This is a genomic window from uncultured Parabacteroides sp., assembly GCF_902493135.1.
Lineage (GTDB): Bacteria > Bacteroidota > Bacteroidia > Bacteroidales > Tannerellaceae > Parabacteroides.
Window position 1 is genome coordinate 38,000 of the sequence record NZ_CABUOD010000010.1, and the last position, 13,651, is coordinate 51,650.

10 protein-coding genes are annotated in these 13,651 nt (G+C 48.2%); 5 read left to right on the forward strand and 5 right to left on the reverse strand.

What is annotated here, in order from left to right:
- Positions 1 to 92: 92 nt before the first annotated feature.
- Both rlmB and RDN79_RS06490 read left to right on the forward strand, forming a co-directional pair.
- On the forward strand, positions 93 to 842 hold the full coding sequence (gene rlmB / locus RDN79_RS06485) for a 23S rRNA (guanosine(2251)-2'-O)-methyltransferase RlmB (RefSeq protein ID WP_298552429.1): 750 nt from the start codon (positions 93 to 95) through the stop codon (positions 840 to 842).
- A gap of 21 nt (positions 843 to 863) precedes the next feature.
- Complete coding sequence (locus RDN79_RS06490; RefSeq protein WP_005638101.1) at positions 864 to 1,244, forward strand: RidA family protein; 381 nt, start codon at positions 864 to 866, stop codon at positions 1,242 to 1,244.
- A 95-nt stretch (positions 1,245 to 1,339) separates the two neighbouring features.
- Here the strand turns inward: RDN79_RS06490 and RDN79_RS06495 are convergent, their stop codons facing one another.
- Entirely contained in the window at positions 1,340 to 3,154 is a 1,815-nt protein-coding gene (locus RDN79_RS06495) for a YgiQ family radical SAM protein (RefSeq protein ID WP_298552432.1), read from the reverse strand.
- Between the two features lie 206 nt (positions 3,155 to 3,360).
- Here RDN79_RS06495 and RDN79_RS06500 point away from each other — a divergent pair, with 206 nt between their 5' ends.
- Positions 3,361 to 4,362: a malate dehydrogenase gene (locus tag RDN79_RS06500; protein ID WP_298552434.1), complete on the forward strand. Its 1,002-nt coding sequence runs from the start codon at positions 3,361 to 3,363 to the stop codon at positions 4,360 to 4,362.
- Positions 4,363 to 4,465: 103 nt separating this feature from the next.
- On the opposite strand, the gene RDN79_RS06505 is transcribed toward RDN79_RS06500, so the two are convergent.
- Genes RDN79_RS06505 through ispE form a run of 4 tightly spaced genes read right to left on the reverse strand, consistent with a single transcriptional unit; the run spans position 4,466 to position 9,006 of the window.
- Positions 4,466 to 5,098, reverse strand: a complete 633-nt coding sequence (locus RDN79_RS06505; RefSeq protein ID WP_298552436.1) for a chloramphenicol acetyltransferase — start codon at positions 5,096 to 5,098, stop codon at positions 4,466 to 4,468.
- Positions 5,099 to 5,109: 11 nt separating this feature from the next.
- Complete coding sequence (locus tag RDN79_RS06510; RefSeq protein ID WP_298552437.1) at positions 5,110 to 7,602, reverse strand: prolyl oligopeptidase family serine peptidase; 2,493 nt, start codon at positions 7,600 to 7,602, stop codon at positions 5,110 to 5,112.
- A 13-nt stretch (positions 7,603 to 7,615) separates the two neighbouring features.
- Complete coding sequence (locus RDN79_RS06515) at positions 7,616 to 8,200, reverse strand: class I SAM-dependent methyltransferase (RefSeq protein WP_298552439.1); 585 nt, start codon at positions 8,198 to 8,200, stop codon at positions 7,616 to 7,618.
- On the reverse strand, positions 8,197 to 9,006 hold the full coding sequence (gene ispE / locus RDN79_RS06520) for a 4-(cytidine 5'-diphospho)-2-C-methyl-D-erythritol kinase (protein ID WP_298552442.1): 810 nt from the start codon (positions 9,004 to 9,006) through the stop codon (positions 8,197 to 8,199). The genes RDN79_RS06515 and ispE overlap by 4 nt, the downstream gene beginning before the upstream one ends.
- 412 nt (positions 9,007 to 9,418) lie before the next feature.
- Between ispE and RDN79_RS06525 the strand changes: the two genes are divergently transcribed.
- Positions 9,419 to 10,189 carry a DUF4469 domain-containing protein gene (locus tag RDN79_RS06525; RefSeq protein ID WP_298552444.1) on the forward strand — a complete coding sequence of 257 codons (771 nt, stop codon included), beginning with the start codon at positions 9,419 to 9,421 and terminating at the stop codon, positions 10,187 to 10,189.
- A gap of 165 nt (positions 10,190 to 10,354) precedes the next feature.
- On the forward strand, positions 10,355 to 13,600 hold the full coding sequence (locus tag RDN79_RS06530) for a hypothetical protein (protein ID WP_298552448.1): 3,246 nt from the start codon (positions 10,355 to 10,357) through the stop codon (positions 13,598 to 13,600).
- The last annotated feature ends 51 nt before the right edge of the window (positions 13,601 to 13,651 follow it).

Genomic DNA, 13,651 nt, shown 5'->3' on the forward strand with positions numbered 1-13,651 from the left:
TATAATAAAAGCGTAAATCTTCGTATCTTTGTCCACATAAAGCCGGAATAAACGAATAGCCCGGTGGTAAAAAACGGAAAAGAGATAGAATAATGAAAGAAAACGAAATGGTGTTCGGCATCCGTGCCGTGATCGAGGCAATCCAGGCCGGTAAGGAAATTGATAAAATATTGGTAAAACGTGAACTGCAGGGAGACCTGTCTCGTGAACTGTTCGAAGTTCTGAAAGGACGCGACATACCTGTACAGCGTGTGCCTGCCGAACGTCTCGACCGTTTGACGCGCAAGAATCATCAGGGAGTAATAGCCTTTATCCCGGCTATCACGTACGAGCGGCTGGAAAATATTATTCCGTTTGTATATGAGCAGGGAAAGAATCCTTTTATCGTGTTGTTGGATGGGGTTACGGATGTCCGTAACTTTGGTGCGATTGCCCGTACCTGCGAATGTGCCGGCGTGGATGCGATCGTGATTCCTTCAAAGGGAAGCGTGACGGTGAATGCCGATGCGATCAAGACCTCGGCAGGTGCGCTCCATGTATTGCCTGTCTGCAAAGAAAAAAGCATTACGGAGGCCATCCGTTTCTTACAGGCGTCCGGAGTAAAAGTCTATGCAGCCAGTGAAAAAGCCTTTGAGAATTATACGGCTGTCAAATATGACGGACCTGTGGCTATCGTAATGGGAGCCGAAGATACGGGAGTTTCGATGGATAATCTTCGTATCTGCGACAGCATGGTGAAGATCCCGCAGTTCGGTACGATCGGTTCGCTGAACGTATCGGTCGCCTCTTCCATCCTGATCTATGAAGTGGTTCGCCAGCGGATGAATGAACAAGCACAATAACGTTATAAAAATAAAGAAACAATGAAGAAAGTTATCGCAACAAAAAACGCACCGGCCGCTATCGGTCCGTACAGCCAGGCTGTGCAAGTAGGAAATATGCTGTTTGCTTCCGGCCAGTTGGGGCTTGACCCCGCAACAGGCAATTTCGCGGAAGGCGGAGTGAAAGAACAGACCGTACAGGCATTCAAGAATGTACATGCAATTCTGGAAGAAGCAGGTCTTAGCATCAACGATGTCGTAAAGACAACCGTATTCCTGGCCGATATGAGTGATTTCGCTGCTATGAACGAAGTATATGCTTCCCAGTTTGAAGGAACTTTCCCAGCCCGTTCAGCCGTTGCTGTCAAGACATTGCCGAAGAATGGTCTGGTGGAGATTGAAGTGATTGCCGTAAAGGAATAAGTTGTATTTAGGGAAAAGTCAAGACGCGGATAGGACGGCCGTTCTATCCGTGTCATTTGCGTACCCGGCTCTTTATGTGTATATCGCTTGGCAACTTACTTTCCAAACAACCTTCCTATTAAATCCTTTTTCCCGATTCGTTGCAATGCTTGTGTGATCTGGCGGCGGAACTCCGGTTTATACCAGAAAAAGAACTGACGCTGTGCCAGTTTTTGTTCTTTCGTACGGGCCGTATATACCTTTTCCAATGTATAGGGATGATAGCCCGTGTAGTACATCTCCGTTGCCAGCGTCATGGGGGTGGGGGTGAAATCCTGTACCTGTTCGAGTTGGAAATGCAACTTCTTGGTCTGGATAGCCAAGTTTGCCATATCCGCCTCGGTGCAACCGGGATGGCTGGATATGAAATAAGGGATTAATTGCTGGTTCAATCCGTGTTGTTTGTTTACACGATCGAATATCTTTTTGAATTGTCCGAAAAGCTCGAATGAAGGTTTGCGCATCATCTTCAGGACATTGTCTTCCGTATGTTCGGGTGCGACTTTGAGACGGCCGGAGACATGGCGGGCTATCAGTTCCTCCATATAGGTATGGGCGGCCTTGTTCAGATTGTCGTCCGCATACCGGTGCAAGAGCAGGTCATAGCGGACGCCGCTACCGATAAACGAACGTTTGATTTCCGGCATGCTGTCCACTTCTTTGTATATATCTAACAGCGGCGTATGATCCGCGTTCAGATTCTTGCAGACGACAGGGGAGATGCAAGACGGTTTCTTGCACTGGGCACAGATATCCGGATTCTTCCCTTTCATCCGGTACATATTGGCCGAAGGACCGCCGAGGTCGCTCAGATATCCTTTGAAGTCCGGCATTTGGGTAATCTCTTTCACTTCTTTCAGTATCGATTCTTTACTTCGTGAGGCGATAAACTTTCCCTGATGCGCCGAGATGGTGCAGAAGGCGCATCCTCCGAAACATCCCCGGTGGATATTTACAGAAAACTTGATCATCTCGAAAGCTGGTATCGTCTTCCCTTTGTACTTGGGATGGGGCAGGCGGGTGTAGGGCAGGTCGAACGACGCATCTATCTCTTCTTCCGTCATAGGCGGGAAAGGAGGATTGACGACTATTGTTTGCTTGCCTGCCTTTTGCAGGATACGGGAAGCCTGCTGTTTGTTGGATTCTTCCTCTATGTGTTTGAAGTTCTTGGCCTGTTTCAGCTTGTCGCGCAGGCATTCTTCATGGGAAAAGAGGTGGACATCGTTTGGTAGCGGCTCTACCGCGTCCGTCAGATAGGCCGTTTGCCGTATATCTTTGATCTCATGGAAGGGAATACCCGCCTGCAACCGGTTGACCAGTTCTTTCAGGGGAAGTTCCCCCATGCCGTATATCAACAAATCTGCCGGGCTGTCTTTCAGGATTCCGGGGAGCAGCTTGTCCTGCCAATAATCGTAATGGGTGACCCGGCGCAGGGATGCCTCTATACCTCCCAGTACGATAGGGATATCCGGATAGATTTCCTTTAATATCTTCGTGTAAACGATACTCGGATAATCGGGGCGCATGCCGGCACGGCGGTCCGGTGTATAAGCATCATCGCTGCGCAGGCGTTTGTTGGCCGTATAGTGGTTGATCATCGAATCCATCGCTCCGGCAGAGACACCGAAGAAGAGGCGTGGCGCTCCCAGTTTCTTAAAATCGCGATAATCCCCACGCCAGTCCGGTTGCGGAACGATTGCTACGCGCAATCCCATCGCTTCGAGTGTCCGCCCGATGACGGCAGCCCCGAATGAGGGATGGTCCACATAGGCATCTCCGCTGAAAAGTATCACATCTATATAGTCCCATCCGCGGGCTTCAACTTCTTTCTTGGTAGTAGGCAGCCATGCCTCCGGTCTGAATGTTCTCATGCCTGCAAAGATACGAATTATATTCAGTCTGTCATGATAGGCCCAAGTTATAACTTTTGCTTATGGGTGATAGGAATTAATGATGTACAAGGGGTATGGAAATCTTTTACCTTTGCAAACAAAAGGAAAAATAAGGTTTGCAAGCGAACTTTATAGTTGCCGGGAATGTTTCAGTAAAAGACATATCATTAAAAAAACAATACAATATGAAAACATTGACAGACGAAAAGCTCACGATCGTAGGGGCAGCAGGTATGATTGGTTCAAACATGGCTCAGACAGCCATCATGATGGGACTTACTTCTAATATTTGTTTGTATGATCCGTATGCTCCGGGGTTGGAAGGAGTGGCCGAAGAATTGTTCCATTGCGGCTTCGAAGGCGTTAATATCACGTTTACTTCCGATATCAAAGAAGCCCTGACAGGTGCCAAATATATCGTAAACTCAGGTGGGGCAGCCCGTAAGGCAGGCATGACCCGTGAAGACTTGCTGAAAGGAAATGCCGCCATTGCCGAAGAATTCGGTAAGAACGTAAAGGCTTATTGTCCGGATGTCAAGCATATCGTAGTTATTTTCAATCCGGCTGACATCACAGGTTTGATCACATTGTTGTATTCAGGTTTGAAACCTTCGCAGGTGACGACTTTGGCAGCTCTGGATTCTACCCGTCTGCGTAGCGAACTGGCTAAACATTTCGGTGTCTCTATGGATGTTGTCGAGAATTGCCGTACATACGGCGGTCATGGTGAACAAATGGCTGTTTATGCTTCTACTGCGAAAGTGGATGGCAAGCCGTTGGCCGGTATGATCGGCACGGATGCCTTGACCAAGGAACAGTGGGCTGAAATCCAGACGAAGGTGACGAAAGGTGGCGCCAACATCATTGCTTTGCGCGGCCGTTCTTCTTTCCAGAGCCCGTCTTATGTCTCTATCGAGATGATTGCTGCCGCGATGGGTGGTAAACCGTTCCGCTGGCCGGCTGGCGCTTATGTATCCAACGGCAAGTTCGACCACATCATGATGGCTTGGGAAACTTCCATTACAAAAGACGGTGTAGTTTTGAAAGAGGTGAAAGGCACTCCGGAAGAAGAAGCTGCTTTGGAAAAGAGCTACAAGCATCTCTGTGCGTTGCGCGACGAAGTGATTGCAATGGGTGTTTTGCCTCCGATCTCCGAGTGGCACGCATTGAATCCGAATATTAAATGAAGGGATAGGTAAAAAGATTTAGGTTATCAGGTTATAGATATTTATTAAAAGAGTATGCCGAAAGGATTTTCCATTCCTTCTTTGGCATACTCTTTTTTATTGATTACGGTGCAGTTTGATTATCCGATAATTTCCGGATAAGTTCAGCAACGTTTCGTCCGTCCATAAGCCCATGATGTGCACAGACCGAAATGGGCAACAAGTATTTGCCATCCTCCTGCATCAATTTACCTGTGGAAATGCGGGGTGCGGAGTCTCCGTTCTTGAAAGAGGTCGCATGTTTCATTTCCGAGAAAGCGAACCAGGGTAATGCCGAATAGCGGATAACATCCGGTCTGCCGGTATCTTCCGAAAATGACAATCCTGACCCATTTTTAACCCTTTCCATTTCCTGTATCGCGTTTCGAATAAACAGATCGATATTCATATCGTATTCAAAGAAGCCGAAACCGAAAGTCCCGTCTTCACGCCCGATGGTCGGAGAGATATGGATCGTATCATAACGGACTACCGAGTCTTTTTCTATTCGTAATTTGAATGCATCGGTTTCGTTTACACACTTCAATAAGAAATGAAGGGAATAAAGAAAAAAAGAGACATTCTGTTCTTTACTTTGTTTGTAGACATCGGTGAAATCCACAAGAGTTGTAACCCCGAAAAAAGGGTCGTCGAATGCAGAAAAGAAAGCGAAATGCTCTTTTCTGTTCCAATTGTCTAAATCGATAACTTGCTTCATCTGGTCCTTTTTTATAAATGTCTTTCCGGATAAAGCGCATCCCACCATTGCGGTTCGTCTTTCAGGTATTTGGCGAACCAGGCGAAGATGGTATTCTGCCATTCGAGACGTTTCTTGTAATCCGCAACGCCATGATCCTCGCCGTCTACCTGTACGAACTCGACTGTTTTTCCAAGTAGTTTCAAAGCCAGGAACATCTGGATGCTTTCCCCGATGGGCACGTTCGTATCTGCATTCCCGTGAAGCAGCAGGAGAGGGGTTTTGATCTTGTCGGCATTGAACAACGGACTGTGCTTGGTATAGAACTCCGGATTATTCCACGGGTAAGTGCCCGTATTGGCAACCGAGCAATATCCATACCCCCAATATCCTTCTCCCCAATAACTGCTCAGGGCGCTGATACCTGCATGGCTGACAGCGGCAGCAAACAGGTCGGTCTTTGTTTGCAGATATTGTGTCATGAAACCGCCGTAGCTGGCACCGGCACAACCGATTTTCTTCGGGTTGACGAACGGATGTTCTTTGCAGAACAGTTCTGTTCCCTGGATGATTTCATCGGCAGTCTTGTCTCCCCAGGCGTTTACGTGACGGGCGGCAAACTCTTGTCCGAAGCCGGTCGTGCCGCTTGGGTTCAACGTGTAGACCACATAGCCGAGGGCTGCATACATATGCATGGAGTAACTGAATTCCAGCGCACGGTTAGTGGGAGAGGTTCCGCTGTAGTAGTAGACGATCATCGGATATTTCCGGGATGCGTCGAAGTTGGGCGGGAGATAATAGCGGCCCTGAATGACAGTCCCGTCGGTAGAGGTGAAATTCCAGTCGCGCACTTCTCCGAATTGGATGTCTTTCAGTTTGTCGGCCGACAAGTCGTAGATCAGTTGCGTCTTCTTGCTCTTGGTGTTGTAACTGTACAGGCGGTTGGCGTTGGATACGCTCTGTCCGTAGTAATACATGACCGGAGCGGCTTCGGCCAGCGAGTAATTGTAAATGACGTCTTCCGGCAGGTCGAGGCGGCGGATTTTCCCATTGGCCGGATTGCAGGTATAGACACGCTGGTAATCCTGATCTTCCGTCAACATATAGATCTGTCCGTCGAATTTGTTCCATTGTGCACTTGTGACGTTCGGATTGAAGTCTTTGGTAAGCGCTTTCGCTTTCCGCGTTGCCGGATCGTACAGGAAAAGCTGTCCGTCGTAGGTGTTGGATATCTGTCCCTCTTTGATGTTCAGGCCGATATTGTCGAAGGCATTGCCGGAACCGAACACCATCAACTGCTTCCCGTCCGGTGAGAAGGTCGCCCCATTGATGTATTTGGCCCTTTCCCATAAGGTGTCGACCGCCATGCTCTGCAAATCCAACTTATACATGGAATTGCTGGAGTGGGGCAGTGAAGTGTAATCCTGGTCGCTGGTGCTGAACAGCAGGTAACGGCTGTCGGCACTGACATCATTAACAAAGGTATTGTTATGTCCGTATGTCAGCTGCTCGTACAGGCCGGTTTGAAGGTCGTAACGCCAGATGAAGTAACGGTTGCGGAATCCCGGCAGGCGATCGTTCGGTTCCAGGATACGAAGCATATCCGGCCCGTCTTTAGGCCCCTCTTCCCGGATGGTATAGAGCAATGTCTTTTCATCCGGAGTGAAGCTGAAACTGCCTTCCGGCAGGTTTTCCGCCAGGACTTCCTCCTGCATGGTGGCCGGATCGACGGTTACCAGCTCTTTCCCATTCATTCCGGTACGGGTGAAATACATCTTGCTGCTCGTCGGCATCCAGTCGGCAGTCAGGATAAACCCTTTGTCCTGCAATAAAATCCGTCCGGTCGCCGCATCCCGCAATTGGGCGTATTGTTCGCTTTTCCCACCTTCCAGGCGGGTGTAATATTTTACCAGTACATATTTCCCGTCAGGTGAAACGCTCGTTCCCCGGAATTGCGTTCCTTCCAGGATATCGCGTGATGTATATCGCTTTTCCGGATCGAGAGAAGCTATGACTTGTGCTTCCTCTTCGCTCTTGAACTTGGCTGCCAGCGTGGACGGACAGGTATCGGTGTCGGCTGTCAGATATTTGATTACTACTTCATAGCGGTGCGGTTCCAAGGTCAATTCGGAAGTGGCGCCGACCGGTTTATTGTTGACGAACACTTCGAACGTCCCCGGTCCGGAGACTTCCAGCGAGCCTTTCGTATAGCGGTCGCTGTTCAGGTAGAACGAATAGAGATGCAAGGCATATCCTTTTTCGGGCGTCGGGACGGTAATCAGTCCGGCGGTGTCCGCATCGACCACGCCCGCGTTGCTTAGGGCACGGTCGAACGGGATGGTCGACTTGACCAGGTTTTTCGCTTCGAAAGGTTTGCCATTGACGTTCAGGCTGTCTGCCAGGATCGGTTTGTTGACCGTTATCGGCCCGGCATGAAGGTACTGCATCACTTTAACGTCTTCCGCCGTTTGTGTGGCGAAAGCCGAAAAGAGGAGTAACGGGATAAGTTTAATCTTCTGATTCATGTATCGTATATATTTAGAATGTCTGTTTGCGGGTGGCGCTGATCATATACAGCCGGTCACTGTCTTCCATCGTGTTGACAGTGAAGAAAGGGGATAACATGCGTGCCAACTCTTCCACGGGAGGCAATCCTTCCGAGAGTTTTCCGGCATGTTTGTCATGATGCCCGTTAATCTTGTCGCGGCTTTCGCTGTGGCAGATCACCAGTTCGCCGCCAGCCGGCAGCAGTCCGGCTAAATGGGAGATCAGTTTCTCCGGTTCCTGGAAATGGGGGAAAACACTATAAGCAATGATATAGTCGAAAGATTCTCCCCGTATGTCCCGTACGTCCTGGCAACGGAAGTCGACGATTGGTGTCGCGTATTTGCCTCGTGCCTTTTCGATCATCCCCGGAGAGATATCCACTCCCACGATTTGCAGGGGAGAATGGGGCAGGAGATAACTTTCCAATACGCCTGTCCCGCATCCTATGTCCAGTATGCGGAGCCCTTTCCGCAAGCCGGTTCGTTGCAGGATGTCGTTCAGCTTTTCCGGATCATGGTAGCAAAGCTCGTCCCACCGGTCGGCAAGGGTGTCGAAGAAGTCCGCTACCTTGTTCATGGCAGTTGTCCCTCCCAGACAAAACAACCGGCAAACAAGCCTTTGAGGTCTGTCGCCTCTTTGAACAGTCCGAACACGGAAGAGCCGGATCCGGACATGGATGCATAGACGGCTCCCTTTTCATACAGCGTTTCTTTAATCCCGGCAATGACCGGATGTTTCGGGAAGACGCTTTTCTCGAAATCGTTTACCATTCGTTCTTTCCATTCTCCGACCGGTCTCCTGATGATTTCCTTCAAAGAGGTTCGCGGAGCAGCGGGTGTCACCATCGAATAGGCTTCCGGTGTCGAGACGGCGACATCCGGCTTGACAAGACAGAGATGATATCCCGTCAGCGACAATTCAACCGTTTCGAAGATATTTCCCGTGCCGGATGCGAATACCGGCGTATTGCGGATAAAGAACGGGCAGTCCGCCCCGATGGAAGAAGCAAGCTCTTCCAAGCCGTCTTCCGGGATGTGAAGCCCGCAATAGTCGTTCAGCAACTTCAGCATAAAAGCGGCATCGGCCGAGCCTCCGCCAAGTCCGGCCCCGAAAGGAATGGCTTTCAGCAGATGGACTTCCAGTTCGGGAATTTCATACCGTGACTTCAGCAGGTTCAACGCTTTGACAACCAGGTTCTTTTCAATTGGGGCATCTACCGGTATTCCCGTCTGTGTGAAAGAGAATGTATCGGCTCCGACTATTTCCAGCGCATCTTTCACCGGGATCGGATAGAAGATAGTTTCGATATTATGATAGCCATCGGGACGTTTGCTCACGACATTCAGCCCCAGGTTTATTTTGGCATTAGGAAAACAGATCATACGTTTCTTTTTTAATGATTGGCAAATGTAAGTATTAATACAAACTTTTCCATACAAATCAAGTGGTAACTGTGGCAAATTATGGCTGGTGGAATGTGAATCTGATAAGTTTGCAGAAGAGGGGAATACTGACTTAGTTCGTTATGAACTATGGTTATACTGCTCACAAAGATAGTAAATATCCTGTAAGTGCTTATAAATAGTTGTTATTTATCAGGTGTTTTCTGTGTTTATTTTGCCTGTGGACGGATTAAATTATACTTAGAATCTCCGGTTAGGGTATAAACAAGGGTGACTAATCGCTGGTATTTTATCGTCTTTCCCTTTATTGTAGCCGATTTCAAGAGACATATCAGGCCTTGATTTTTAGTAATCGACTTAGTTCATAACGGACTAATTAAATTAAAATATCATGGCAAACGAACCTAAAAAGCGCAGTATTACAGGCAAATTGGTAGCCAACGTACTGACCGAACGTGAGGACGACTTCACATGTAATGTAACCTATGTCGCAAACCGCTCTATCAAAGACCTTTGCCGGATAAGAGCGGCTAAAGGAAGCAAGTACACTGCCGCCGAGTATGAGAGCATGTACAACGATCTTGAAGAAACGGCGAAAGAAGAGATGTACTCAGGTTCTACCGTAGAATTTGGCTTTACGAACAACTCTCTTGGAGTCGACGGGCCGTTTATCGGACCGGGAGCCGCTTTCGATCCTGCAAAGAACAATGTATCCATCCGTAGCACCACCCGCTCTGTTTTCCGTGAAGATCTGAAGAGCATAAATGTAATCATTTCAGGTGTCGAGGAAAATCTACCCACGATCACCACCGTTACCGATGTCGTGACCGAAAAGGTCAACTCGCAACTCACCCCGTTAGGCAATCTCAACGGCGAAGGCAAGCGTGTCAAAGTGGTCGGTTCGGAAGGATCGACCGTCGGTTTCTTTTTTATCAATGTCGATACGGAAGAAGAAACTGCCGTTCCGAAAACTTCTGTTTCCCGTAACGATCCGTCGTTCTTCTCCTTTACGATTCCGCAACTGGCGAAAGGCTACTACTATCTCGAGATCGCGACCCAATATGGAGGTAACAGTAAAACGATCCTTAAAGAGGTACGCCGTAACCGTTTCCCCTATAAGCTGAGGGTAGGCGAGGATGAGGAAAGACCGGGCGAACTCTGATGCTCCCTTTTTTTACGATGACCGTAACAGAGGGGTTACGGTCATCGTAAAGCCTCTGTTACGACCATCGTAATAGGGTTGTTACGATCTCCGTAAAGCCTTTGTTACGGTAGCCGTAATAAAACAAGTGCGACATATCTATAAACTACATAATAATTATTGCATATGAAAAAGAGATACTTAAAGAACATGACAGCTCGTGTGACGGCACTGATGCTGTCTTTTTTATGTCTGGCTGGAAGCCAGGCCGTAATGGCGCAAAGCCTTAGTATGGGAGGAGGAGCGTCTTCGAGCGGTAGTAGCCTTTCCGGAAATATCGATTCTAATAAAAACAAGTTCCATTCACCTATGACAAAAAGTGGGAAAACTGTCGATATAACAGTAAACGGAATAAGTTATACGGATTGGGATTCTGCCCTCACAGCAATCAACCAATCGGCAGAAACAAATTTCGATATCGTTTTAAATGCAGATCTGACAGTGGGAGAAATGCCGGCAAAAGCATGCGTATTTAGTAGCAGTGATCCTGCCGATCCAAAAACTTTTCACTTTTATAATAGTAATAATACGGGTAATGAATATCGAATGTCAATGCAAGGAGCTGTTGCCTTCAAGAATATCAAGTTGAATATATTTCAAATATTAGCAAATGGGCATACACTTACGTTTGATGAAGGGACAGATTGCAGTGCTTCCGGATATAACACTAATGATGGACAAAATTCATATACGGGAATATGTAATGTCTGGGGAGGTGGTAATACCGAGAATGTTGAGAATACGAACATCATCATCAAAAGCGGCCAGTTCGGATGGGTACTTGGCGGTAGCGCTTCTACCGGAGCTGTCACCGGAATCGCTAAAGTAACGATGAGTGGCGGAACGGTTAATGGTGCTATTTTCGGTGGAGGTTATGATGGTGTCTGTGGAAATACGGAAGTGAGAATTTCAGGTGGAACATTTATCGGTGAAATATATGGGGGTGGCGAGTTGGGAACTGTGACCGGAGCTACATATGTAGAAATCGACGCTGCTCATATCGTACCCACAGTAATAGGCCCTGGAACCTATAGCGGAGGAGGCATTTATGGCGGCGGTTTTGGAGAAGTGGCAGAAAGTGACAAAGGAAAAGTCGGCTCTGCACAAGTCCTTATCAAAAGCCTTGCAGGGGATAGCCGTAATGTAACTGTCTTTGGCGGCGGCCTGTATTCAAATGTAGGAGGAAATACGCAAGTAACGGTCGAAGGAGGAAATATCAATGCCGTCTACGGGGGCGGTTATAACTATACCAACACAAGCGGTAGCGTTGCCGGCAATGTAGACGTGCTTATCAAAGGCGGAACAATCATGACTGTTGGTGCAGCCAGAGGGCAGGAGTCCGGAAAAGCCGTTCCTGTTAGCGGAAATATGAATGTCACGATTGAAGGGGGAGAAGTGACGTATATGATACAATCTGGCAATGAACCTCGTGGAAGCGAGTATAAATCTTGTACGTTGACGATCCGGAATCTGGGTTCGGAGAGTGCTCCTTTTATGTTGCCGGGGATATATGCTATTACCGATCTTGTACTTGAGAACTCGACTGTGAAACTCAAACCTATTGAGCAGTTGGTTTCGGGTGCTTACGAAGTGCATAGTTTCATTTTGTATAAGGACCATCCGCTAAATATAAGCGGGGATGGGAAACTTGTCGGGACCGATATTCTTCTTGATAAGTTCGGGACAGAGAACTTGCCGGAAAACCTCCCGTTAGTAATTGCAAGCAACCTTCCCAAAACCACTACATTCGCCAAATATGTAAAACTGGAAGCCGGCAGTGCCGTTACTTCCCCCGTCTACAAAGCCGGAAACACCTATCGCGTGAAAAAAGATGGCGAAACCCTTTATACGGTAAAGATCACGGAACCGGACCGGAAATTCGGAACTTTGTCTGTCGTATGGGATAAGTTTAAAGAGCAAGATGTCGAGTTGGAAGATGGCGACCAAGCTCCGGAGAATACCCAGTTGACTGTTACCGTCACCCCGGCGGATGCAGGTATTGCCGCTATCCTTAAAAACAATGGCCAAACGATAACGAGCGGCGAAAAACTGACCTTGTCCGCCGATGCCGATATAACGGTGGAAACAGAAATCCAACCGTTGGATTTGTCCCAGCGAAGCGATGATGTCACGATCTCGAAGGATGGCGATGCTTGGAAATATACGGAAGCCGCCATTACAAAAGCCGCTACGGCAGCAGCCTCTTTCAACGGTACAATCAAGAACACCCTTGCCGATGGCAAACGCATGTTGATCGATAACACCGCACAGGGCGTTTTGACCTTCGAGAGCGCAAAGATCAACTCGACATCGACCGCGGCTCCGGCATTGACAATCGAGAACGGAGCGAACGTTTCCTTTAGCGGAAGCTTGGAAGTAAAGACAAGCAATGCCGACCAATACGGTATCCTGAATAACGGTAACCTGACCATTACAGGTACATCGACAACGATCACATCGACCAATACGAATGGAAGTAGCGATAAGGGGATTCAAGTCGGCAATGGTGCGGTCATTGTGTCTGAAACAGGCACTACTCTTACCACTTCCGGTCTGAGCAATGAAGGAACTGTTGTCGTGAAAGAGGGTGCTGAGGCCAGAAACGCAGGAGGACAGGATTTGCAAAAGACTTATCTGGTTACGATCGCCGATCCGGGTAACGGCCATACCTTTACGGTAAAAGCCGGAGATATCGAAATCAAGTCTAACGACAAGGTAGCCGATAAGACGATATTGACAGTCCAGGTAATCCCGGCAAACGGCTATCGGTTGGAAACGATCACTGCCACTCCCAAAGACGGGCAGGCAGTGACATTGGCAAACAACGGAACCTATGTGATGCCTGAAAATGAAGTGACCTTCAAGGCTGCCTTCAAAAGCACGTATGTCCCGCCTGTCCCGACTTACTATACCGTTACCCTCCCCGAAGTGGAAGGTGTCACCACCAATCCGAAAGCCGGTATGCGGACTGTCGAGGAAGGCTATTCGTTCAGCTTTACCCTGACGCTTCATGAAGGTTACGAAAACTCCCGGCCGGTAGTAAAAGCTAACGGCATAGTAGTAGAACCTCGTGAAAGCGATGGCAAATACATCATTCGGAATATAGAGGAAGATACGGAAATAACGATCGAAGGCATCATAAAGGACGATCCGACGGGCAATGCAACGATTGAAGGAGAGATAAAGGTCCAGGCTATCGGTTCTACCCTGCATATCTACCTCCCGAAAGCGGAAACCATCAGCGTCTATACGCTTTCCGGGCTTCTGTACGAGCAACAGGATGTATCCGCAGGAAGTACGCAGATGCAATTGGGTAGAGGCATGTATCTTGTGAAGATCGGAGAGAAGACATATAAGATCGTAATCCGGTAACAAAAAAAGGAAGGTGTTCCCAAGCACCTTCCTTTTAATCTTTTTGGCATG

What these genes read in the sequence shown, in the direction of transcription:
- RDN79_RS06495 (WP_298552432.1), bottom strand. Translation starts at nt 3,154, where the DNA reads ATGAGAACATTCAGACCGGAGGCATGGCTGCCTACTACCAAGAAAGAA.
- RDN79_RS06500 (WP_298552434.1), top strand. Translation starts at nt 3,361, where the DNA reads ATGAAAACATTGACAGACGAAAAGCTCACGATCGTAGGGGCAGCAGGT.
- rlmB (WP_298552429.1), top strand. Translation starts at nt 93, where the DNA reads ATGAAAGAAAACGAAATGGTGTTCGGCATCCGTGCCGTGATCGAGGCA.
- RDN79_RS06505 (WP_298552436.1), bottom strand. Translation starts at nt 5,098, where the DNA reads ATGAAGCAAGTTATCGATTTAGACAATTGGAACAGAAAAGAGCATTTC.
- RDN79_RS06490 (WP_005638101.1), top strand. Translation starts at nt 864, where the DNA reads ATGAAGAAAGTTATCGCAACAAAAAACGCACCGGCCGCTATCGGTCCG.
- ispE (WP_298552442.1), bottom strand. Translation starts at nt 9,006, where the DNA reads ATGATCTGTTTTCCTAATGCCAAAATAAACCTGGGGCTGAATGTCGTG.
- RDN79_RS06530 (WP_298552448.1), top strand. Translation starts at nt 10,355, where the DNA reads ATGAAAAAGAGATACTTAAAGAACATGACAGCTCGTGTGACGGCACTG.
- RDN79_RS06525 (WP_298552444.1), top strand. Translation starts at nt 9,419, where the DNA reads ATGGCAAACGAACCTAAAAAGCGCAGTATTACAGGCAAATTGGTAGCC.
- RDN79_RS06515 (WP_298552439.1), bottom strand. Translation starts at nt 8,200, where the DNA reads ATGAACAAGGTAGCGGACTTCTTCGACACCCTTGCCGACCGGTGGGAC.
- RDN79_RS06510 (WP_298552437.1), bottom strand. Translation starts at nt 7,602, where the DNA reads ATGAATCAGAAGATTAAACTTATCCCGTTACTCCTCTTTTCGGCTTTC.